Here is a 22918-nt window from a genome sequence, read left to right as displayed (position 1 = left end):
GGTTTTTGAGTTAGATCTGTATACGGATATTAAATTATGAGAGTAGAATCTTGGCGCTAACCTGTTTGCACAAATTGGGCAAGATCACGTTCAGGGTCTAACAAGCAGATAACACTCATGCTGAGTTACGTTATTCTGATAACCTCCAATGTGGCATGTCCTGCAGGAAACGGAATGTTTAGCGCACGAATCGTCTCGTATGCATCCAAAGTAACGGCAAGCAACGATTCAGCGTCTTCCAGTGTGGCTAGGCGATAATGTTCTGTCATCGGTAACCTTCCCTTCATGATGGAATAACAACTATTCGTTCAGATTATAGATTAGGTGTCATTCTATTATGGAACGGTTTCTGGGAGTAGCGAACTCTAATCCATTCTATCTATAAGTCAATTGAAAGCTTCTATATGTGGAAAAAAACAAAAAAAATCCAAATTTAACGCTTTCACCTCTCGCCTAAATGGGGTCTATCCTGTAAAATAGAAGTAACTGATTCCAGCCCAGCACTGAAATAAGGAGAGACGACGAATGAATACGAAACCTGATTGCGGCGTATCGTTGCAAATTGACGACTATCTGGATCTTTTGCATTTTGCCATCCAAATTCAGGATCAAGAGTGGCAGCAGTCCCTGATCCACCAGCTCAAAGTATTTCAGCCGGCGGGGGAGCAGCAACAACAACGATCACCTGAAGAAGAGCTTTGGACAAGGCTGGATCATATTAACAGCAAGTTAACAGGGCTATGTAACCAACTGCATGCTGCACACTCCAAGGACGAACGTGAGAAGTTTGAGGCACGTATCGGTTTACTTCAAGTGCAACGTGTAGAAGTGGCACGCAAGATTAAGTGGGCAAGCCGTAGAACATAGATAAGCAATATGAATCAAAGTCTCGTTGAAGTTTGGATAGAGACCAGATAAGTATGTCTTAGATCAGAGAGATGAAGATTAGATAGAAGCTATTCTCCCAAGTTAGTTCAAGGGAAGAATGGCTTTTTTCTATTGAACAGACAAGGGATGTAATCAAACATAGAGAAGTTCTATAACGTTATCAGGATGTCCTATTAACCTAGCACAAAGCATGCTGTCCGGTGGGCAGTATCAACGTGTAGGCATTGCGCGTGCTCTGGCATTGAATCCAGAAGTCATTCTATTTAATGAACCGACCTCGGCGCTTGAACTCGAATTGGTGGGTGAGGTGCTCTCTGTTATACGATTCATCGCCCAACAGGGGATTACGATGGTCGTCGTCATCCATGAGATGGGGTTTGCTCGCGAAGATGCGAATCGTGTCATCTTCATGGATGGAGGCGTTATTGTCGAAGAAGGAACGCCAGAGGATATTTTTGTACGACCTAAGCAGGAACGAACGAGACAATTCCTCAGCCGATATTCCTCCGATTGGAGTTACGTCATCTGATGATATAGGCGCAAGCTGGAGTAACTGACACTCCCGGCCCGGCATATGCTGTAGCAGGCAAATGCTGATAGGCCGGGTTTTTGTATGGGTTGAAGCAGGCCGTGACGGCAAGGAGGAGGAGTATGCAGAGCAAAGTCGATGAAATACTCACACATATTGCACATTCTCATCAGCAGCTTGCGCGCGTATTAGATGCTAAACGTCAGGTTGCTGTGCGCATGTCTGAAATTATTAATCATTTGCCGGATATGGAACCAGAGCTTGATGGTGTCGAAGGCATGCTGGACAGTTCAGGACAGATCAACAAAAGCATTATCTCTTACTTGGGAGGTCTTGCTGATCTAGAGGAAGCTGTAGCGGAAACGCTAAGTCAGGTCATGCGGGAGATCGCAGGCCAAGAAGAAGAATAAGCCCGGAAGGCGGGTGAACGAACATGAGTAGAGAGCAAAGCCTTATTCTCATGCTGGATGCTGCAGCAAAAATGCAATGGAACATTGCGCTGATTTTGGAAGCGAAGGCCATTGAAGCAGAGAAGGTGCGAAATTGGACACTCAATCATCTGAATGGGGATACCTTTGTGACCCATGGTGACCAAGTCGCAGAGCCACTGAAGATGCATGAGCAATTAGTGGAGATGTTGGAAGGGCTAACTCGGATGGAAACGGGACTCTGTAACAACTTAAAAGCTGTCATGATCCAGGATGAGGGTGGAGACAGCGGCGGTATGGATGGTGGCATGTTTGGCGGTATGGATCTGGGGGATCTCGGAAAATGAGTCTGTTGCGACGTGAGCAGGAGGCGAAACTGGCCCTTATTGAATCTATTGCGCATAGTCAGCAGGCGCTGGCTCGTATTCTGGACAGCGTCGCCAGCGTATCTGCTCATTCAGAGGTATCTGCCCGAAATCTTGCCGAGAACATCCGTCTACTAAGTCGCTACCAAGAAGAAATGTCTCGTATGGCGACAGGAATTCGATTAGCTCGTATTCGGTATGGCGAGCCGGGATTGCCTTGGCTCAAGCACCCAGACTATGCAATCCGCATCGTTCGGGATCTACAGGAGGAATGCTAATATGTTAAAGAAGAAAAAAGCACGATTAAGAACGAAACGTGCACTCTTGGCTCGTGGAGCTCGTCTGCGCAGAATTCGTAAGCTTCGCGCCCTCAAAGGGAAACGAATAGTACACAAACGCACCCTCAAAGGACGTAGTGCGTGGCTCAAAAAAAAGAAACGTGTGGTACGCCGGCATCGGAGTGTAAAACAAGCAGCACAACCATTCGTCCCGGCTACCCCTACCGATCCAAACCCGGACAACGCGTACAGCCAAGGATACACCGAAGCGTACAACGAGGGATTCAACGCGGGTTTCGCCAAGGGATTCGAGGACGGACATCAGTTAGCTTACAAAGCACAATAACCGAGTAACTATAAAAGACATTAGCCCGGGATGAACTTTCTTCCCGGGCTATTTGCTTGGCCGCATAAGCGGACATGCCCGTACAGGCGGATGTGGAGGGCAAGCGCCAATTTTGTGCCTTACAGGACACCCGTCCATGATGCATCTGACCCCGGGGCATATCCTTTAGAGGGAACACCAATCTCGGGGAGAAGCTGAAGAGGCATCTCCTGAAGGAAGACAGGGTGAAGAATGTGGCGAAGAAACGACACCGCGCGCTCAGCGAAGCGGAGGTAGCATACCGCGGCGGTTATGCAGAAGGCCGCCGATTCGGCGGTTGTCAGGCCATGTTGGAGCGCGTTCAACCGGTTGAGCCAGCGAAGCGTGATATGAAGGTGCTGTATATCCCACAGGGATTTGATGCCATTGATGGAGGCATCATCGAAGCACTGCAGCGGTCTGTTCGGGAGTGTGTTGTCGGAACGTCGACAATGATGCTGCAGGAAGCGAGCGAGCATCGACCTGATGTTGTGTTGGTCATGAATGGATTGCATGTATTTCCAGCAGATCACCTGGAGCAAGTAGAGGGTATACGTGCACTCGGCATTCGAACAGCCATCTGGTTCGTGGATGATCCGTACTTTACCGAGGATACGGTTCACATCTGCCAACATTATGATGTTGTGTTTACCCATGAGGAAGCTGCGATTCCCTTTTATCAAGCTCATGGAGCACGAAGCGTCATCTATTTACCACTTGCGGTGAATCCGGGTCTATTCCAGCCACGACGTACCGAACCACAGCATCAATACGACATTTGTTTTATCGGTACAGGATTCTGGAATCGAATTGCCTTGTTCGATGAACTCGCTCCGTTTTTGGCTGACAAGAAAGTATTTATTGCAGGGAGTCAATGGAATCGACTGACCCGTTTGGATATTCTGGGTCGATTCATTCGTGAAGGCTGGCTCGATCCCGGAGCAACAGTGGACTATTACAACGGTGCCAAAATTGTTATCAATGTCCACCGCACGTGCAAGAACGGCGAGGATAATCGAAATACACATCATCTCGAAGGTCGGTCAATTAATCCGCGCACTTACGAGATTAATGCGTGTGGCACGATGCAGATTACGGATGCACGGAGTGACCTTTCAAGGTATTATCGGCCAGGTTATGACATCGAAACCTTCACGACAGCAGCCGAGCTTCAGCACAAAATTGGTTATTACCTCCAGCACCATAAGGAACGTGAAGCTATCGCTTGGCGCGGACTGCTTACAACGTTAAACCAGCATACTTTTACACACCGTATGGCGCAATTGCTGGGGCATCTGTAGATATATCCTCTATAAATGCTGTTCCAAAAGCTTGCTTGTCAACGATTGGAGCACATACGAGGAGAACTATTACGGTGAAGTCATTTTATATAAGAAGGAGTGGCGGTATGTCTATCAAACACAGAAAGAACAAGCAATTCCATGCGCCTGTGCTTAGTTTGGCAGATCAGGCTCGCAAGAATGGACAGCATGCCGGATACGATGCAGGGAAAGAAGAGGGATACCTGCGCGGTCGTGCCAACTATATCGTCAATTGCGCACAGGAACCGCTGCCGTTTCGCCCCATCCACGTCCTCTACGTATCTTCAGGCAAAGGTTTCCCATATTCACCTCTTGATGAAGCCATCATGGCTACACTCCAGAGCATGGTGTCTCAAGTCACATTAACTGATCCGCGTCAGCCTGTGTCCGAGATTGCCCTGCAATCGCGTCCTGACCTGGTAATTGTGTTGGATGGCATGGATATTCCAATGGAGCATATTGATGCCATTCGCCAAGCCGGAATACCGACAGCGATCTGGCTTACCGATGATCCTTACTACACGGATATGACGCTTGAGACTGTAAAACATTTTGACCATATCTTCACACTGGAACTCAATTGCGTTGACCTCTATCGACAAAGTGGCTGTGCTTCTGTGCATTATCTGCCCTTTGCCGCATTCACGAATCATTACTTCCCGATTACAACACCTTCTCCACTACATCGCGAGGTTAGCTTTATCGGTTCGGCATACTGGAACCGGGTCTACTTCTTCAATCCAATCATGGCACAGCTGATGACACACCAAACTGTATTTAACGGGATTTGGTGGGATCGTCTGCCTGACTATACGTCCTATGGCGAGAAAATCGAACTTGGCCGCTGGATGACGCCGCAGGAAACCAATGATGTATACAACGGCACCAAAATCGTGATTAACCTACACCGTTCCCATGAGGATGATTCAGTGAACAATAACCATCTCAAAATTCCACCTGCTTCTCCGAATCCAAGAACATTCGAAATTTCGGCATCGGCAACCCTGCAACTTACGGATGCACGTGACGATCTTGCCCGTTTCTACAAACCAGGTGTAGAGATCGAGACGTATTCTTCTCCTCAGGAGTTGCTCGAAAAAGTTGAATATTATCTTGCCCATGAGAAAGAGCGGCGTGAAATTGCTCTTCGAGGCTTGGAACGGACACTCAAGGATCACACCTATGGCAAAAGAATCAATGAAATGCTGACCATTATCTTTCCTTAACTTTATAGCCGGAAGGAGGTGTGCACAGAACCCGTATGCTCGCATACGGCGCTCCGTGCGGCTATGGCAACTAAACCTAAACTAATGTTGTTCTCCCATGTGTGTAATACCCGCAGTATTACTGGGGCGGAGAAGCTGTTACTGCATTTTATAAGGGAAATGGGTGCGATCTTCGACTGTGTGCTGGTTGTTCCTCAGGAAGGGAAGCTTGCAGGGCTTGCACGGAGATTCGATATACCGGTCAAAGTTTGTTTTCTCCCAATGCTGCACGGTGTTTATATCCCTTATCATGGCATCGCAAACGATGCAGAGCAGCTTCGTCAAAGCCCTGCTTATCAGGAGGCGCTCTCCCTATTAAGGGAGTCGGCGCCTGACCTGGTGCTGACCAATACGTGTGTGAATGTCATGCCTGCGGTAGCTGCTAAATCACTGCAAATCCCGGTCATTTGGAAAATCACTGAAATCATACAGTCCAATGAAAACATCAACGAGGCTGTACAGATGATTGGTCGGTATTCGGATTGGATCATTGGTATATCTGAAACAGCCGGAACACCGTTTAAACAAGCGGGAATGGGCGACAAGCTGACCATCTTACCACCAACATGGGACCCGGGTTTACCTGATCCTGATCGTTGGCTGCACTTGCGAGAGCGGAAGCGGAAGGAACTGGGGATAAAGCCTTTCCAGAATTGTATTGGTTACATTTCTTCTTTTATCTATGATGCAAAGGGACTGAAGCCTTTTGTTGAGATGGCATTGCAATTGTGTGAAACCCATCCTCGTGCCCGATTTTGGATTATCGGTACGCCATCAGACAAAAAGTACTATGACGAATGCGTGACCCGGGTCAAGAAGTCAGGTTATTATCGAAGATTCACCTTTACCACATTTGAGGAAAATGTATCGCTGGCCTATACAGCTATGGATATCGTAGTCATTCCAAGCATGGTCAAAGAGGGCTTTGGCATGACCGCCCTAGAGGGGATGTACTTTGCCAAACCGGTTATCGCATTTGCCCAAGGTGGTCTTGCCGAATTGCTGGAGACGGTAGGAAGTGGAGAATTTCTGGCCCCTCCTGGAGATAGTAAAGCACTTACCGTCATGGCAACTAAACTGCTGAATGATTCAGAGTTTGCTTCCGATGTGGCTTGGCGCAACCGGACAGAAGCGGAACGATTGTATGGCATCGCAACCTATAGGACTGAGATGCATACGATGGTGACACAGTGGCTTAAACGTTTCCCTGCATGGTTCCCCTACATTCAGCCTCCGAACGGGCCGGTATACGCATGGGGAGAAGGAGAGCTGCGCACTGTGCTGATGATGAGACCGGATGCGGTTCGAGCATGTTTATTCCCACTCTCTGTGATCCACACCTTGCCACTCTCGTCACTGCCTCCACTGACAGTTGGATCTCATGAACCTATACAGAGAACTGTAGAACATGAAGCTCTACGAACGAGAAAAAGAAAATTAACCCGGAATCGAACAGGCCGCAGTCTACGACAGACTCTAGAACATTCTAGGGTGCGGGATGCCTCCAAACGCAGCAAAGGATCGGGCAAACGCAAAACGAAGCTGGGTCAGAAGAAGAAGCATAGCTCGCACAAAAAATCATCGGCTGTTCGCAAACGTGGGCTTACCAAGGCAAGGGGGAGCCGGGTTCGTCGTAGCATGTCGAATACACGATGAAGGCAGGGATTACGATGAAGATCATGACTGTGCTGGGCACGAGGCCTGAGATTATTCGGCTCAGCCTAATCATCTCCAAGCTGGATCAGTACGCATCGAAGCACATTCTGGTGCACACAGGACAGAACTTTACGGAAAGTCTGAGTGGTCTTTTTTTCAAAGAAATGGGTCTGCGTGCTCCAGATTATGTGCTTCAGGATGAGGCGGCCTCCCTAGGTCGCCAGTTATCCTCCATGTTTACTCAGATGGAAGATTTATTACTGCAAGAAAAGCCAGATAAAGTGCTGCTGCTTGGTGATACCAATAGTGCGCTCTGTGCTGTATTGGCAGAACGTATGGGGATTCCCGTCATTCATATGGAGGCCGGCAACCGCTGCTTCGATCTGGACGTACCAGAGGAGAAAAATCGCCGCGTCATTGATGCGATATCCACAATAAATATGCCTTATACCGAACAGAGCAAAAAACATCTGGTCAGTGAAGGCGTGCCCAGTCGGCGAATCGTGCTGACAGGCAATCCGATCTATGAAGTGATGCAACATTATAAAGCACAGGTGGACTCCAGTAAAATTTTGCGGAAATTAAAGCTGAAGTCCGGACAATATTTTCTTGTTACAGCGCACCGAGCTGAGAATGTAGATCATCCACCGCATTTATTGGAAATTATGAAGGGTTTGAATCATGTTGCTGAAGCGTATGGCCTCCGGGTGATCTGTAGTATTCATCCACGAACTGCTATTCGGATTGCAGAGCATCTGCAATTGGAGATGAATCCATTAGTGGAATTTCATGAGCCGTTCGGATTCTTCGACTTCGTGATGTTGGAACGTCATGCCCGACTCGCCCTTACGGATAGCGGTACTGTGCAAGAGGAGTGCTGCATTATGGGGGTTCCGACGGTAACGATGCGACGGACGACAGAACGTCCAGAGACGGTGGACTGTGGTAGCAATGTGGTGTCTGGGCTGGATGCTGCTCGCATCGCTGACTGTGTGAAGGTGATGACGGAGCTATCCAATGATTGGGAGTGCCCGCAAGGTTACAAGGCTACGGATGTATCCAGTAAAGTGGTCAAATTTCTGCTTGGAGGGAAAATGCATGTTTGAAAATAAGCGTATACTCGTGACTGGCGGCACTGGATCATGGGGTTATGAACTTGTGGCTCAACTGCTGCCTCAGCAACCCAAAGAAATTATCGTGTACTCACGTAATGAATCAAGCCAAGTGGCAATGAGCCGTGATTTTGAAGATCCTCGTCTGCATTTCCGTATCGGTGATATTCGGGACAAAGAAGCACTAACTGCAGCATGCCAGCAGGTGGACTATGTATTTCACTTAGCTGCACTCAAGCATGTTCCGGTATGTGAGGATCAGCCATATGAGGCGCTAAAAACCAATGTGATCGGTACCCAGAATGTGATTGAAGCGGCCATTGAGAACAAGGTGGAAAAAGTCATCTATATTTCAACCGACAAGGCAGCTAATCCGTCGAACTTCTATGGAATGACGAAGGCCATCGGCGAGAAGTTAATCGTATACGCTAATCTATTGCACAGCAATACACGCTTCGTAACTGTACGGGGAGGCAACGTGCTTGGTACGAACGGGAGCGTCGTTCATCTGTTCAAGAATCAGATCCGTCAAAAGGGTCAAGTATCGATTACCGATATGAACATGACACGTTTCTTTCTGACCCTGAAGGATGCAATCACTTTATTGTTCAAGGCTTCAGTGGAAAGTGTTGGTGGCGAAATATTTGTCATGACGATGCCTACCTGCAAAATTGTGGATCTCGCTGAAGTGCTGATTGAAGATTCCGGTGTTGAGAATGTTGGCATTGTAGAGCGTGGCACCCGCCCAGGTGAGAAAATCCATGAAATTCTGATGAGCGAGTTCGAGAGTATGACTACGGTCGTCTACGACGAGCAGTATTTGGTTATTTTGCCTACGCTCGGTATTCCAGGACTCAAGGAGCATTACACGAACTGCCCGCCAGTCTCCTTCAGTAGTTTTAGTTCCGAACATCAATTGATGACAAAAGAGGAGATTCGTGAAATTCTCAAGCGCGGAGGATTCTTGTCATGAAGTTGCTGATACTTGGGGGGAACGGAATGGCCGGCCATGTGATGGTCGACTATTTCCGCCGTCAAGGTGTGCACAGTGTATTTTATACAACTCGGGATGCTTCTGATCCGAATGGACTGTTACTGGATGTGAACGATAGTTTCATGGTGGATCGTTTGGTGGAAGCTGTGCACCCTGATGTGATCGTGAACGCTGTGGGTGTATTGAACAGTTTCGCGGATGTAGACAAAATCAATGCTTATCATATTAATGGTTTTCTTCCACACCGTTTACGCCGGGTTGCAGATACGATTGGCGCACGGCTCATCCATATCAGCACAGACTGTGTGTTCAGTGGAGACCGTGGAGGTTATACCGAGTCGGATGTTACGGATGGCACTTCTGCTTATGCCGTCACGAAGGCATTGGGTGAAATTCAAGACCCAGGGCACCTGACTATCCGTACGTCCATTATTGGTCCCGAAATCCGGAAGGGCGGCATTGGATTAATGAATTGGTTCATGTCCAGCACAGGGGAGGTTGGTGGATATACCCGTGTATTATGGAACGGGGTCACCACTCTTGAGCTGGCCAAATGGGTGGATCATTATCTAGCCTCTCCTGTCAGCGGATTGATCCATCTTGCCCATCCACATCCATTAAGCAAGCATGATCTGCTCGTGTTATTTAAGCAGATTTGGAACAAAGAGGATGTCGTCATTGTCCCTGATGATCGTATGGTGCAGGATCGCACGCTTGTATCAACACGCGTGGATGTGAAGACAGACCTTCCGGATTATTCTACGATGCTGAAGGAGCTGGCATTATGGATGGAGCAGAGCTAATAGGCAAGAAGGTGCTCATTACAGGTGCCTCAGGTTTTACAGGGCGACATGCCGTTGAATTTTTTCAGTCAGCTGGTGCAGTGGTCGTTGCAGTGGTCAGGCGTGAGTATGTTTATGCATTCCCTGTGGGCACACATGTCCATGTCTGTGATCTGAATGACAAAGAGCAAGTGCGTCAATTAATCGACGAGGTGCAGCCTGACTATGTGCTGCATCTCGCAGGTAAAAATTCCGTACCGGATTCATGGTCTGATCCGTTGCTTGTGCTGGAGACAAATGTGATGGCTGTGCTATATCTGCTGGACGCACTACGCAGCTGTCCTGCTGCCAGAACGGTCATTGTTGGTTCGCGGCTGAAGTACACCCCAGAACCCGGCAAAATTCCACAACCGCCACACCCATACAGTCTTAGCAAAGCTCTGGAGGAGATGGTGACCCTGTCGTGGATGTCTCTTTTTGGTCAGCAGATTATGGTGGCTGAACCGGGCAATCTGATCGGTGCCGGTCCTTCAACAGGAATTTGCTCCCTGCTCGCGCGTCATATTGTTGCCTGTGAGCAGGAGGGCAAGACGGAAGCCTTCCGCCTCTCAGGTCGGGAGAACACCCGTGATTTTCTGGATGTACGTGATGCGGTGCGAGCCTACGCTACATTGTTAGTTCACGGAACGACGGGTACGGTGTACCCTGTTGTCTCTGGGACGGAGCGTAGCCTGGGTGAGATCGCGGATACATTGTTGTCGATGACGAGTGCAAATGTACCTGTCCGCTGGGATGGAGCAACCTCAGGCCCAGACGGAGCTGGGGAAGAGGAACAATTGTCATTGCTACGCAAACTGGGCTGGCAGCCGCTCATTCCGTTTGCACAATCCCTTCAGGATATTCTAAATGATGTTCGGTTCCAGCAAGGGAGGGGAACGGATTGAACCCGAAGGTGTCTATTGTTATTCCGTTCTACAATTGTCCTTATGTGCCTCAGGCGATTCAAAGTGCCTTGAATCAGACATATGCTGAGACCGAGATCATTGTTGTTGACGATGGCTCGACGCAGTATGCCCATCTACTACATCCTTATCTTCCTTATATTCATGTGCTTGGCAAGAGCAATGGGGGAACTGCATCTGCACTGAACCACGGCATACGCCATGCATCAGGGGAATATGTTGCTTGGCTCAGTTCAGATGATCTGTTCTATCCAGACAAAATTCGGCAGCAGGTTCAGTTTATGCTAGAGCAGCAAGCGTTGGTTTCTCATACTAATTTTCACTATATTAATGAGCATGCTGCTGTGACCAAGTTGCTTGGCGGAGCAGAGCCGATGGCTCCTGTGGATTGGTTGCGCAGGTTCGTGAACGGTAACCCAGTGAATGGCTGCACCGTAATGATTCGTAAAGATCTATTCGGAGCCGTAGGTCTCTTCGACGAACATTTGCCATACACTCATGATCTGGATCTCTGGTTGCGAATGTTGCTGAATGGACACCATTTCCCGTATCTGAACGAGCCGCATACTGCCTATCGCTGGCACGAAGGTATGGGATCAATGAGGCACGCTACAGTTATTGGTCAAGAGGCCGCTATGGTATGGTCCAGATATCGAGATCCCTTGTTACAGCGAATCGCGGGCATGGGGGGATAGCGATAACTAGACAGTAACTTAAGGCAGATATGAGGTTAAACTTCGAGCGGGACGTTAGCTAGTTCAGGTTACTATGTATAATAAGCTATGTCTTGTGTGTCTATGACTCTGAATACGATGATTCCTGTGCTGTGTATGAACAGGAATCATCGTTTTTTATTTATTTTTGAAGTCGACAGAATGCCCCTTACTTCGACAAAGAAATACCTATAGTATGATTGTGAGCTTAATGGATTATATTTCCAACTTGTGAGCGTTTTGCTGTTTGAGAGGGAGGGATGTAGATATTCAATGAATAGTAGGAGAGATTATGTATTTGTGTCAAAAATACATGGCCGGTAAACAGAAAAAGCGTGGATTGAAGTTTATAATTTGAAAGCGCTTAATAAACGATACTTAGCTCTTCTTTGCCACCGTAAAGATGAATGACGTGATGATATCAGAATATCAAATGTTGAAGGGAGATCACTTGATTATGCCATATATGTACAAGCTATGGAACAAGTTAGGCGTCATGATGCTAGTTATGATGTTGGTGATTATCAGTGTGGGGAGTGGAAGTGCCCTAGGGGCAGCCAGTTCATCAACAACTTCCAATACAACTCGTGTGTCTGTACATGACCCATCGATTTACTATGATTCGGCAACAAATAGGTATTATATTTATGGTTCACATCTGGCGCAGGCAAGTAGTACGGATCTCAGAAACTGGTCTTACGAAGGGACACAAGGGTATACAAACAGTAGCTTGTACGCACCTTCTACTTTTGAAGGTTACTATTACCTAAAAAATAAAAATAGCGGCCTATATCTAGACGTAGCTAATGGATCAACTGCGGATGGAACGAGTATTCGACAATGGACTTATAATGGGTCCGATGCGCAGAAATTCAGAATCATGAATAACGGTAACGGGGATTATTACCTGCTTACCGGCAACTCGGCCTACAATAGTGCAATCGGTGTCAATGGTGGATCAGGGACGGACGGTGCTCTAGTTAGTCAGTCCGCGTATGTGGGAGGAAATCCACAACTGTTCCGAGTTCAACAAAACGCGGACGGTTCTGTTGCCCTACTGACGAAGGCATCTGGCTATACGGGTGCATTGGATGTGGCGAACGGCAGTACAACGGCTGGTACGGATGTGCAGCAATGGAACTATTGGGGTGGAGATATGCAGAAGTGGGAGTTGATCAAAGCAGGCGGAACGGGGAACGCATCCCGAAGCTCTGGAGCTAGTCTCGCTTCCGCTCTGGCTGTATCTTACGCTTGGGCTGGTTATAATGATCAGGACAGCTCTGGTGGCCATGCAGTATGGGCACCAGCATCACCAATCTATAATGCTTCATATACATGGGCCGACGGTTCTAAAGGTGCGTATATGTTGTACTACTCCACTTCTTCTACTTATATTCGTTCAGCCATTGGTTATGGTGTATCTAAGTCTGTAAAAGGGCCTTATGAATACATCGATACCATCATCTATTCTGGTTTCACCAATCAAAGTAATCCAATTACAACAACGTCGTCTCTTGGCACAAAAACCATTAATACCTGGTATCAACATACCAATATTCCTGAGTTAATCGACCAAGGGAAGTTTTCGGGTACCAGAAGTAGCTGGTTCTCTGGCAATGGTGCATATAATAATACCTTATTTCCTAATGCAATCGATCCTACCTTAACCTATGACAGCTCGGGAAAACTGTGGATGAGTTACGGATCTTGGTCCGGTGGGATATTTATTCTTCAAATTAATCCAGAGACTGGACAACCGATCTATCCAGGAACAGATAGTGGCGATACGGATCGTTACTTTGGTAAGCGCATCGCAGGAGGTTATGGGAAAACAGGAGAGGCTCCGTTCATTGAGTTCGATAAGGAAGCGGGATACTATTATCTATATGTAACCTATGGTGGTCTGGCGAATGAGGGTGGTTATCACATCCGTTTGTATCGTTCCACTACAATTAATGGAACATATACGGATGCTGCTGGCAATCAAGCCGTATATTCGTCAGCATCGGTTAATCAAGCCAATCGCGGCGTGAAGTTGTTCGGTAACTATACTCTGCCTGGCATCCCTCTTGGCTACAAATCAGGCGGGCATAATTCTGCGCTTATCGATACGGATGGCGCAAGGTACCTGATCTATCATACCCGGTTTAATAATGGAACCGAGTATCATGAGGTGCGTGCGCACCAGCAATTTTTGAATGCAGACAAGTGGCCTGTCACAGCGGTGTATGAATTTTTGGGAAGCAGCATCTCATCCACCGGATATAGTACAAGTGATATGACCGGAACATATCAGTTTGTTAACATGGGACTGGATGCGTCTATTAATGGCGTCGGTATGCTGCCAACCCAAAGTGTGACGCTGAATACCAATGGAACGATATCGGGTGCAGTAACAGGCACATGGTCAAACACTGCAGGAACTTATTACTGTACGATGGTCATCAACGGAGTGACTTATAAAGGGGTATTCTTCAAACAGAAAAATGAGTTGTCCAGCCATAACGAGGTGATGACCTTTTCTTTGATCGGCTCCAACAATCAATCCATTTGGGGCTCCAAATAGACATCAATTATTGCTATCAGCGTGCTTATAAAGCTTTAACTGTTTCGGTTCCTCTTGGATCTAGATATTCATTAGAGAATATCTGGACACGGCAGTCTAAAGTTGTACTTTTTTGACCCTACAGATGTCCCATACGAATTAGGGAGTATTTCATATACTAGGGAACGAGGAGTACTATTTTAGATTCGCAACCCAGAGGAGGGAAAGCCGGATGGAACCGAAGGTATCGATCGTCATTCCTTTTTACAACTGTGCGTACATTGATCAGGCCATCTACAGTGCCGTACATCAGACATATCCTCACACTGAGGTCATTGTTGTTGATGATGGTTCTACGCAGTATGTTGAGCGGGTACAGCCGTTTATGGATCAAATTACGTATATTCGCAAAGAAAATGGCGGCACTGCGACAGCTCTGAATGAAGGGATCAAAAGAGCAACCGGTGATTATTTTGTATGGCTTAGCTCGGATGATGTGATGTTACTGGATCGGGTAGAGAAGCAGTTGGGATTTATGTTGAAAGTGAAGGCGTTGTTCTGTCATGGAGCCTATCACTATGTGAATGCCGATAATGAATGGATGGATACCATCCGTCCTGAAGTCGGGAGCCGCTTGGAGGTGCTGCAGGTACTTCTGGAGGGGTGTCCAATTAACGGCTGTACCGTGATGCTGGAGATGGATGCTTTTCGAAAATTCGGCATGTTCGATACCGATTTCCGTTACACACATGATTATGAGATGTGGTTGAGGTTGTTCCCGGTCTATGAGCTGTTTTATTTCAATGATCCGTTAGTGTCTTATCGGGTGCATGAAAAGATGGGTACGAAGCGTCATTTCGATGAACTGAAGGCGGAGATGGAGCGAGTTCAGGCGAAACATCGTCCCACGTTGCTTAATCTGCTCCAGGTAGGCGGGTATTGGCAGTAAGCTAGGCCGTGGGTTAGGCGTATGAATTAGACAATGCGTAGGTAGGAATTGTAGCATTTAGTGATAAGTGAAGGAACGTCTCAGATAATAGGGCTCATGTGTATATTAACTCTGAGAGGTGCGAGAACAGTATTTATGTTAATGCCAATAGGAGTATTTCACTGTGTCGTGTGTAGAGCTGCGGCAAGATGGAATACTCTTTTTTTGACGTATCGGAATTCCCTGGACAATAAATTGGTGGAATCGCGGTTGACGAGGGAAACACAAAAAACCAAAGTCACAGAAAGCACAGAAAGCACAGAAAGCACAGAAATACCCTCTTCAGCAAGAGGGTAAGTGCTCAACAATATCATGTTGTTTGCATCGTTTTATTGGACTTGCATTGAATTTACGTAGAATCATTTACATTTAAAATTTCCATGGATTCTGGGTCAGGCAAGATATATCCCTTTGGCAGTTTTTGCATCAACGTATTCATGACATCGTATTCGACCTCAATATGCGGTGTGGAAACCGGAGTGGAGAACCAGCGATTATACAAATCACTGGGTACAAGGATCGTCATACGGAATGCCCTCCTCTCTGAATGGCTTCTTGGTAAACCTGTAACGTGCGCATTCCCATTTCTTCCAGTGAGCGATGCTGCTCGGCCCATGCTTTGGCCTGTATGCCAACTCGTTTGCGAGTAGCATCATCCTCTAATAGCGCATGTAACAAACTACAGAGAGAGTTAGCATCTTGGGGAGGCACGACCCATCCGGTGTTAGCCGGATCAACCATTTCAGGCATCCCTGCAGTGCCGCTAACGATGACAGGAACGCCTGCAAGCTGTGCTTCGGTCACGGAGAAAGGCTGGGTGTCTTGCAGACTAGGTTGCACATAGATGTCAGCACGGCGTAGGAAGGAAGGGATATTGTCCAGTTTTCCAAAAAAGACGACATCGTCTCCCACACCCATACGGGAAGCCTGATCACGCAGTTCCTCCATGAGATTGCCTTCTCCCGCAATCCAGCAGACCCAATCTGAACGTAGTGTTTTCAGACCAGCAAGAGCGTTAATCAGGACATGTACACCCTTGATGTACTCTAGTCTACCGGTAAAAGCGATTACTTTTTTACCTGCCGGTGGTTTCTGGCGGAATTTGACTGCTGCTGAAGCTCGATAAGATGGAAGATCAATGGCATAAGGAATAAGGCGGAATTGGGATTCTGGTACGTTTAGTTCTGTGAGGGTGCTCTTGATCCAGTGACTAGACACGAGAATCAGCTCGGATTGTGCAGCGCTTCTTTTCTCCAGAGACAGGAAGTACCGACCTCGTTTGGATTGTAAGTAGGTAGGGAGTGTAAGTTGTGGATTCGAATTTTGAGCATCGTAAAAAGTTTCACGCGCAAGCGCTCCATGATAGCTCGTTACGAGTGGCGTGTTACGGCGTAGAATACGCTTCATGGCTACCGCAGCTACAGGATCTTGAGCATGGATGATATCATAATGATTGACCCCAAGATACGCAGCAGCCATTTCAAAGGCATAACGATTAAGCTCATAATAAGCAAGAAGTGAGTCGGCGGTGAATTGAGGCAGGTCAGTGGGATTAAGCTTCGTTTGCAGCATCGGCCAAACTTTAGTTTTGGAGAAGGATTGATTCAGATTACGGACATAAACCTCATTGTTCGCAGTGTTCGTGCCCATGATATCAACCTCCACACCTAGTGATGTCAGGTGATCGGCCAATTGTCTTAGATATGTCCATATCCCACCCATTTGGGTTAATTCCCAATAGGTTACGAGCAGAACTCTCATAGGTACCTCCTTATCACGGCCTGCGCAGACCGTTCTGCTATCTTTGTATTCTATGAAAAACGAAGTGTCTGAGGCCGGGCATTTCTATGTATACGTGCAAAAATGGGTGAATACAACTGGCATTGGACGAGAGGTTGCATAAACTACATAAGGATGATCGGTGGAAATGGGAGGGAGGGCAAGTGTATGGCGGTGTATCTACTTGTGATGCATGAGAGTATGCTCCAAACGGCTATCCCAGTCAGATACGTAGATATTGAGGTAGCATGGGTAGGGGATGACGAAGCGGATGTATTTATAGGTGGAAGAAACGATGTAGGCGGAGAAATTTATCGTTATCTTTTTCAGATTGGATCAGAGCACCAGGGGTGCATGCGGAATTATGTCATTCCTAATTTGGATGTGACTTCCGCTGGCTGGGAACTTCGAATTATTACGAATTATTCCCGTCCTTATCATCTTGCAGTTCGTTTGTATTGCCGGAGCGCATACGGACAGACTCTGGGTGTGCTCACGGAGCACCAGATGACCAAGCTCGCAAATTAACAGTGAAACATTGTGAACGTGTAGTTCGATGATATAGCGGATACAACGTGTGACCAAACGGATGGAGCAGGTAGGACCTGGTTCATCTTTTTGCATCTGCATTAATCCAGTACAAGTACATAGCTTCCAAAAATGGATTGTGTAACGAGATATAGATGGAATGGATCATTTTGATCTATATCTCGTACATATTGAAGCAGTTAGCGGAAATAGAGTTGAAATGTACATATATAATTAATGACATTAAAAATATCTTGACAGCAAAGGTATTTTCGTTAAAATATACTATGATTAAAACAAAAGTTTAAAACGACAGTTTGAAACAATGGTTTGAAACATGTTGTGATTATAAGGCCGTTGGAGAGGCATGAGATGCCTCTAGGCCGGAAAAGAGAGTGAGAATTTGAAAGAGCAAACAGCAATTCCCCAGAATCCAGCGGAGTTTTCGATAAAAACGATTATTCTACCGCTGCTGGCCATCATTGTAGGTATGATTATGGTCATTCTGGACAGCACGGTGGTGAATGTGGCGATTCCTAATCTCGTTCAGTATTTCGAGACGGATCTCAAAACCATTCAATGGACTGTGACGGGATACACCTTGGCTTTGTCTGCTGTCATTCCCCTTGCTGGATGGTTAACCGACCGGTTCGGTTCCAAGAGAGTATTCTTATTTACAATTGCGATGTTTACACTAGGGTCTGTGTTGTGCTCAGCTGCACAATCCCCAGAGCAATTAATTATTTTCCGCATCATTCAGGGGCTTGGTGGAGGTATGGTCGCTCCGATTGGGATGGCTATGGTTTTCCGTCTGGCTCCCCCGGAGAGAAGAGGCTCCATTATGGGTATGCTGGGGATTCCGATGTTATTAGCTCCTGCATTAGGTCCAGTCTTATCCGGCTGGTTCATTGAGTCATTCAGTTGGCACTGGATTTTCCTTATTAATCTTCCGATCGGGATCGCTGCACTTATTCTATGTCTCAAATTTTTGCCCGATACGGATCGTGGACGGACACCTACACTTGACCTATTAGGTATGATTCTGGCACCCATTGCATTCTCTATGCTGGCTTATGGTGTTAGTGAAGGCGGGACAAGTTGGACGTCAGCAACTACACTAACGGGTGTAATCGTAGGTGGGGTAGCATTGATTTTGTTCATTATTGTAGAACTGCGTCACAAGCATCCATTGCTGGAACTACGGGTATTCAAATCATCTGATTTCTCACGCGGTATTATTCTTGCTTGGGTATCACAAGTGGCTCTCTTCGGAGCGATGATTCTGATTCCGCTCTACTTACAACAGATCAAAGGATACACTGCTCTGGAGACAGGGCTGATTCTGCTTCCACAGGCACTGGCTTCTGGTGTAGGTATGCCACTCGGTGGACGTCTGTTTGACAAGATTGGTGCGAGACCGCTGGCATTCACAGGTTTAGGCATCATTTCCGGAGCACTGTTTATCTTGTCTTCCATCACAGCGGAAACAAGTCTTGGACTGATCATTGTTAGTCTGGTCATGATGGGATTGGGTATGGGTCTTTCAATGATGCCACTGAATACACATGTATTGAACGCCGCTCCACGTAAGCTGGTAGGTCGTGTTACGCCGCTTACTGCTGCGGCTCAGCAAGTGGTTGTGTCCTTTGCAGTTGCAGGACTGACGGGTTTCTTGACTTCCCGAGTGGCTGATCATACAACAGGAACTGGCGGGGCGAGTGCAGTTAATGGATTGGTTGCCGGATACAACGACACGTTTTTCTTGGCAGCTTGTATTGCACTGTTTGGATGTCTCCTGAGTCTAATTCTTCGTAAACCGAAACAGATGAAAGAAGAGACGCTTGAGTCAGGAGATCAGCCTGATCCAGCAATGATGATGGGTCACTAATATCTTAATGATATGATCTGAAAATAAGATCTAATTTGATCTAAAAGCAAAAGAAACCGTTCCTTCTCAGATGGGAGAGTGATTCGCCATTGAGAAGGGAACGGTTTTTTTGTACGAACAAGTTAAAGTAATCTATTGTATTAGTGAGGCACTTGGGCTTGGAAGTCATTCCGGCTGGACTGATCAGCGTGGTAAAAGACCACATCTCCATCTTTTACAGGCAACGATCTCCCGCGATCATCGACTTGATTAGGAATGAAACCTTCTAATCGCCATTGATTCATGAGTGGTGCATGGATGTATTGCAGATGCGGAGCATCTGTCTTGCCATTGCGTAACGTTTCCAGATTGAAGTTAACCACGATATATCCATTTTTCAAGAATACGTCTGACTTCTCATCGAGTGCATTTTGTCTAGCCAGCGGTACAAGATCGGTTCCCTTGGGCACAGCATACACATCGGCTGGCAAGCTATACTCTCCATACCAGCGCTGAATTGCGGCATTGGCTCGATCTACGTTCACAGTAGCGGGAATGTTGGCCTTTGGTCCGATGAGTGTACGGATGGACGCAGGCAGGATCATCCAATCGTAGCGGCCTACCCATGTTTTCTGGTGTGAAATCTGGTCGACCAGTTGAACCATATATTCTGCCAGCGTCGTTTGATTACGTTCCTGTGCCGTTAGTTCATAGGTATATCGGTAACGTGCCGTATCTCCAAGTTCCGTACCCGGTACATTTCGAAGTCGTGAGTTCAGCACGACGAAACGTTTTTCTAGATCCTGCGGCGATCCGATCTGGATAAGGCGTTCCTGTCCACGGTGATAGTAGAGATCCACGGCCTGTCGTGAAGTGCCATCCTTACTAACAAAATCAAAGGTAGGTGTAATACGAACGCCATCGGTTGTGCCAAACATATTGCCTTTGGTCTTCAAGTCGAATTTGACATGATAACCCGTTTTCACCGCGATATTCCGGAATCCCTGCACAGGGTGACTCCCCGGATGAATAGGTAGCACAAATGGCGCAAGATTCCCTCGCGGATCTCCGTCGATCCCATTAGTTCCTGTCCAGTAGCTGACTCCACTAGCTGCCGAGCTACCCATTTGTTTGCGAAATACATTTTCCCAGTTATAATCCGAGATGTCAGTCACGTGAAAATCATATAACCGCCCAATGACTTCCACGGGTACTGTATCTGTAGCTACATGGTGAGCCAGATTGGTATTTGCGTCGGGTTGTGTTGTAAACGTCGAGGGTGCATTTTCCGCAATATTGCGGAATTTTACTTGGTAATGTCCTTCATCAACCCATACGGGGAGATAGAATCCGGTATCCAGTTGGTTCACCGGGATATCTACCCACGTTTCTGCAGGAATGAACTGGCTTCGATCAGCGTTGTAGACATCAAAGGGAAACTGAACTTGTTTGATCCGAAAATACTTGGCATAATCTCGGTTACCATACCCCGGATAACTGGCTACTTCCAAGTGTTGTCCCGAAGTTGGAATACGCACGATAAAGGGACGCTCTAGGATCAGTGCAGAACTGCTCGGGTCAGGCACCGTTTTCTGGTTATGCGGCTGATCATCCGAAACCCACGAGTAGTTAACGACAGGCGTGTGAACCGTGACGGTATTAATCCCAGGGATGGGCAACACCTTATTAGCCCCGCCATTCACATTGCCCGGAAGCAGGTTGTAAAAGATTTCACCAGAGCTCGTTGTATTTGCTTTGTTCAAAAGTGTGCTGCTAATCATGTTATTCGGCATATAGAGAACATCTCGACCAATCGGTGTTGGATCAGGAATGTTCGTTGGGGTAGGACCGTCTTTGGTCGCTTCCGCATCGTCCATAACCTTATTGTTGTTAAATATGACGAGGTCGTTATTGACTTTACTCTGAGGCGTGTTCGACTCCGCCATGCCTTTTAACAGTGAAGTATCATCCGGTACATCCGGTGGTGAGTTTAACCCGCCTGTTCGTTTCGGTGGTGTGTATGAGATCGCTGCTGTTGGTGCGGGCTTGACATGACTTTCCACCGCTTCATCGTTTTGGGATTCCAGTGTTGGCGGCGTATAGCCTGAAGGCATCATAGTGACCATTGTACCCGGGAGAGCATAGTTCTCCATGGTTGCTTTAGCGATGTTGTATACTTCCAGTTTGTTGATTTTCCAGTACGAATAATCTCTTGTAATCTGGAAGCTGTAAGGTTTGGTTACAGTGTCACCTGTTTTCACGGGTGGCCCAGGAGAACACGCCCCTTTGGGCGGGCAGACCTCTGGACCAGGTATCGTCCATTCTCGCGCATAGGTGAGGGTGACATTACAATCATACGTTGTCTTCCCCGTCATACGTGCCCAGGATTGGTCGAACAGATAGTTGTCCGCAATCGCATTGGTATACAACGATTCGGAGGTCGGGATGCCCTTAAGTACATCGAATCGCTCAGCGTCTCTGTTATCTGCTTTGATGACTCCGCGAGCATTCGGATCAAGGTCACTCCTATTCATCGTTGTCCCCTGTGAAGGTGGACCAATGTTAGGTGTACATGCACCACCACCGCCGGGATCCTCAGGCTTATCAGGGCCATCGTACTTAGCATAGATTTTCATTTCGGGATACTTGTAAATTTCACCATGAAACATAACATTCCATCCGTTATACCATCTTCGTACTAAGCCATTCTCGTTATCACTTACAACCTCTCCACCCGGTGCAAAGTTATCGAATGTAGCAAGAAATTCAAAATTGAGGATAACATTTCTTTTATTTGAATCATCTATGGCTATATCACGAACATCATGTATTTTAGCGGCTTGCATGCATATTTCTGGACATTTCCAATATGTCAAATCTTCTTTCTTTACAATCACCTTAGCAAGCTCTGACATCTCAAATTCCATCCCGGGTAGCGTAGGACTTGAGAAGTTTTCCTGAAAAGTTGAACCGACTGTGATAGTTCTTTCCGACCAAACCATATTGGTATTTGAACCTTGTTTCCATCCTGAAGTTGGTATATTTCCGACCGTTCCAAATGTCCACTCACCGCTACTAGGAGGGAAGGAGGCATTATTAGATTTTAGAAAATATCGTTGGCCTTTGTAATCATACATCCAATATCTCCCTGAAGGAGCTCGGAACCATGCGAAGTACCCTTGATATTGACCATTCGCCTTGGCTGACAGAGTGATCTTATCTCCTTGAATATTCCCTATATTCCAAGATGTATCGCTCACTTTGGTTAAGTTTTTCACCATTTTACCATTGTTATCGTATATAGCAACCGATGTAGCAATGGAGTTACCTTTCTTTGGAACAACTACTGTTGTGTATGCTAATTGGCTTGAAGGAATATAATGATTGTTCTCAGCATCTACCTTCCCAATATCACTGTACAATCTAACATCTCCAATAAACTCATAGTTGTTAGGGACGGCTGCAGATACTGTTAGGTTATATCCGAAATAATTCGTTATGGTGAGAAGGAGATAACTCACCATAACGAATGCTACAATTTTTTTCAACGCGT

Annotated in this window: 21 protein-coding genes and 1 pseudogene; 18 read left to right on the top strand and 4 right to left on the bottom strand. The window is 46.8% G+C overall.

The genetic code is table 11. The annotated features are described in order from the left end of the window. Positions 1-125: 125 nt before the first annotated feature. Positions 126-269: a hypothetical protein gene (locus MH215_RS26485; protein ID WP_239293979.1), complete on the bottom strand. Its 144-nt coding sequence runs from the start codon at positions 267-269 to the stop codon at positions 126-128. 256 nt (positions 270-525) lie between these two features. Between MH215_RS26485 and MH215_RS26480 the strand changes: the two genes are divergently transcribed. From MH215_RS26480 to MH215_RS26405, 16 genes and pseudogenes are all read left to right on the top strand, one after another. Further along, entirely contained in the window at positions 526-867 is a 342-nt protein-coding gene (locus tag MH215_RS26480; RefSeq protein ID WP_145049773.1) for a hypothetical protein, read from the top strand. Between the two features lie 184 nt (positions 868-1051). Continuing rightward, positions 1052-1417 (top strand): annotated as a pseudogene (locus MH215_RS26475) (ATP-binding cassette domain-containing protein); the annotation flags it as partial. 122 nt (positions 1418-1539) lie between these two features. Beyond that, positions 1540-1827 (top strand): hypothetical protein, encoded by a 288-nt coding sequence (locus MH215_RS26470; RefSeq protein ID WP_056702634.1) that lies wholly within the window; start codon positions 1540-1542, stop codon positions 1825-1827. A gap of 23 nt (positions 1828-1850) precedes the next feature. Beyond that, positions 1851-2192, top strand: a complete 342-nt coding sequence (locus MH215_RS26465; RefSeq protein WP_056702637.1) for an alpha-helical endospore appendage domain-containing protein — start codon at positions 1851-1853, stop codon at positions 2190-2192. Continuing rightward, on the top strand, positions 2189-2488 hold the full coding sequence (locus MH215_RS26460; protein WP_056702643.1) for a hypothetical protein: 300 nt from the start codon (positions 2189-2191) through the stop codon (positions 2486-2488). Before MH215_RS26465 ends, MH215_RS26460 begins: the two co-directional genes overlap by 4 nt. 1 nt (position 2489) lies before the next feature. Then, positions 2490-2834 carry a hypothetical protein gene (locus MH215_RS26455; RefSeq protein WP_235540899.1) on the top strand — a complete coding sequence of 115 codons (345 nt, stop codon included), beginning with the start codon at positions 2490-2492 and terminating at the stop codon, positions 2832-2834. 224 nt (positions 2835-3058) lie between these two features. Next, positions 3059-4153, top strand: a complete 1095-nt coding sequence (locus tag MH215_RS26450; RefSeq protein WP_239293978.1) for a CgeB family protein — start codon at positions 3059-3061, stop codon at positions 4151-4153. Between the two features lie 107 nt (positions 4154-4260). Further along, positions 4261-5400, top strand: coding sequence for a CgeB family protein (locus tag MH215_RS26445; protein ID WP_239293977.1), 1140 nt, complete (start codon positions 4261-4263; stop codon positions 5398-5400). Positions 5401-5463: 63 nt separating this feature from the next. After that, on the top strand, positions 5464-7095 hold the full coding sequence (locus MH215_RS26440; protein WP_239293976.1) for a glycosyltransferase: 1632 nt from the start codon (positions 5464-5466) through the stop codon (positions 7093-7095). Between the two features lie 14 nt (positions 7096-7109). After that, entirely contained in the window at positions 7110-8201 is a 1092-nt protein-coding gene (gene wecB / locus MH215_RS26435) for a non-hydrolyzing UDP-N-acetylglucosamine 2-epimerase (RefSeq protein ID WP_239293975.1), read from the top strand. Beyond that, entirely contained in the window at positions 8194-9180 is a 987-nt protein-coding gene (locus MH215_RS26430) for a polysaccharide biosynthesis protein (RefSeq protein WP_145049787.1), read from the top strand. Before wecB ends, MH215_RS26430 begins: the two co-directional genes overlap by 8 nt. Then, a complete protein-coding gene (locus MH215_RS26425) occupies positions 9177-10004 on the top strand; it encodes a dTDP-4-dehydrorhamnose reductase family protein (RefSeq protein WP_239293974.1) in 828 nt (275 codons plus the stop codon). Before MH215_RS26430 ends, MH215_RS26425 begins: the two co-directional genes overlap by 4 nt. After that, on the top strand, positions 9986-10927 hold the full coding sequence (locus tag MH215_RS26420) for an NAD-dependent epimerase/dehydratase family protein (RefSeq protein WP_239293973.1): 942 nt from the start codon (positions 9986-9988) through the stop codon (positions 10925-10927). The genes MH215_RS26425 and MH215_RS26420 overlap by 19 nt, the downstream gene beginning before the upstream one ends. Next, complete coding sequence (locus MH215_RS26415) at positions 10924-11640, top strand: glycosyltransferase family 2 protein (protein ID WP_239293972.1); 717 nt, start codon at positions 10924-10926, stop codon at positions 11638-11640. Before MH215_RS26420 ends, MH215_RS26415 begins: the two co-directional genes overlap by 4 nt. A 475-nt stretch (positions 11641-12115) precedes the next feature. Further along, the gene (locus tag MH215_RS26410; RefSeq protein ID WP_275446347.1) at positions 12116-14224 is read left to right on the top strand and encodes an RICIN domain-containing protein; all 2109 of its coding nucleotides are present in this window, start codon (positions 12116-12118) and stop codon (positions 14222-14224) included. A gap of 211 nt (positions 14225-14435) precedes the next feature. Further along, positions 14436-15152, top strand: coding sequence for a glycosyltransferase (locus MH215_RS26405; RefSeq protein WP_239293971.1), 717 nt, complete (start codon positions 14436-14438; stop codon positions 15150-15152). Between the two features lie 388 nt (positions 15153-15540). Here the strand turns inward: MH215_RS26405 and MH215_RS26400 are convergent, their stop codons facing one another. Together MH215_RS26400 and MH215_RS26395 are read right to left on the bottom strand one after the other, a co-directional pair. Continuing rightward, positions 15541-15717, bottom strand: coding sequence for a hypothetical protein (locus MH215_RS26400; protein ID WP_239293970.1), 177 nt, complete (start codon positions 15715-15717; stop codon positions 15541-15543). Further along, entirely contained in the window at positions 15714-16952 is a 1239-nt protein-coding gene (locus MH215_RS26395; protein ID WP_239293969.1) for a glycosyltransferase family 4 protein, read from the bottom strand. Before MH215_RS26395 ends, MH215_RS26400 begins: the two co-directional genes overlap by 4 nt. 186 nt (positions 16953-17138) lie before the next feature. Here MH215_RS26395 and MH215_RS26390 point away from each other — a divergent pair, with 186 nt between their 5' ends. Both MH215_RS26390 and MH215_RS26385 read left to right on the top strand, forming a co-directional pair. Next, the gene (locus MH215_RS26390) at positions 17139-17498 is read left to right on the top strand and encodes a hypothetical protein (protein ID WP_239293968.1); all 360 of its coding nucleotides are present in this window, start codon (positions 17139-17141) and stop codon (positions 17496-17498) included. 403 nt (positions 17499-17901) lie between these two features. Next, entirely contained in the window at positions 17902-19386 is a 1485-nt protein-coding gene (locus tag MH215_RS26385) for a DHA2 family efflux MFS transporter permease subunit (protein ID WP_239293967.1), read from the top strand. A 140-nt stretch (positions 19387-19526) separates the two neighbouring features. Here the strand turns inward: MH215_RS26385 and MH215_RS26380 are convergent, their stop codons facing one another. Next, positions 19527-22913 carry a DUF5704 domain-containing protein gene (locus MH215_RS26380; protein ID WP_239293966.1) on the bottom strand — a complete coding sequence of 1129 codons (3387 nt, stop codon included), beginning with the start codon at positions 22911-22913 and terminating at the stop codon, positions 19527-19529. Between the last annotated feature and the right edge of the window lie 5 nt (positions 22914-22918).

This window comes from Paenibacillus sp. ACRSA (assembly GCF_022346845.1).
In the GTDB taxonomy this organism is placed as follows: Bacteria; Bacillota; Bacilli; order Paenibacillales; family Paenibacillaceae; genus Paenibacillus.
The sequence above is the reverse complement of the archived record's forward strand: the minus strand, read 5'-3'. Positions and strand labels throughout refer to the sequence as shown.

Coding starts and splice junctions, on each gene's coding strand:
- MH215_RS26485 (WP_239293979.1), bottom strand. CDS start 269: ATGACAGAACATTATCGCCTAGCCACACTGGAAGACGCTGAATCGTTG.
- MH215_RS26480 (WP_145049773.1), top strand. CDS start 526: ATGAATACGAAACCTGATTGCGGCGTATCGTTGCAAATTGACGACTAT.
- MH215_RS26470 (WP_056702634.1), top strand. CDS start 1,540: ATGCAGAGCAAAGTCGATGAAATACTCACACATATTGCACATTCTCAT.
- MH215_RS26465 (WP_056702637.1), top strand. CDS start 1,851: ATGAGTAGAGAGCAAAGCCTTATTCTCATGCTGGATGCTGCAGCAAAA.
- MH215_RS26460 (WP_056702643.1), top strand. CDS start 2,189: ATGAGTCTGTTGCGACGTGAGCAGGAGGCGAAACTGGCCCTTATTGAA.
- MH215_RS26455 (WP_235540899.1), top strand. CDS start 2,490: ATGTTAAAGAAGAAAAAAGCACGATTAAGAACGAAACGTGCACTCTTG.
- MH215_RS26445 (WP_239293977.1), top strand. CDS start 4,261: ATGTCTATCAAACACAGAAAGAACAAGCAATTCCATGCGCCTGTGCTT.
- MH215_RS26440 (WP_239293976.1), top strand. CDS start 5,464: ATGGCAACTAAACCTAAACTAATGTTGTTCTCCCATGTGTGTAATACC.
- wecB (WP_239293975.1), top strand. CDS start 7,110: ATGAAGATCATGACTGTGCTGGGCACGAGGCCTGAGATTATTCGGCTC.
- MH215_RS26430 (WP_145049787.1), top strand. CDS start 8,194: ATGTTTGAAAATAAGCGTATACTCGTGACTGGCGGCACTGGATCATGG.
- MH215_RS26425 (WP_239293974.1), top strand. CDS start 9,177: ATGAAGTTGCTGATACTTGGGGGGAACGGAATGGCCGGCCATGTGATG.
- MH215_RS26420 (WP_239293973.1), top strand. CDS start 9,986: ATGGATGGAGCAGAGCTAATAGGCAAGAAGGTGCTCATTACAGGTGCC.
- MH215_RS26410 (WP_275446347.1), top strand. CDS start 12,116: ATGCCATATATGTACAAGCTATGGAACAAGTTAGGCGTCATGATGCTA.
- MH215_RS26405 (WP_239293971.1), top strand. CDS start 14,436: ATGGAACCGAAGGTATCGATCGTCATTCCTTTTTACAACTGTGCGTAC.
- MH215_RS26400 (WP_239293970.1), bottom strand. CDS start 15,717: ATGACGATCCTTGTACCCAGTGATTTGTATAATCGCTGGTTCTCCACT.
- MH215_RS26395 (WP_239293969.1), bottom strand. CDS start 16,952: ATGAGAGTTCTGCTCGTAACCTATTGGGAATTAACCCAAATGGGTGGG.
- MH215_RS26390 (WP_239293968.1), top strand. CDS start 17,139: ATGGCGGTGTATCTACTTGTGATGCATGAGAGTATGCTCCAAACGGCT.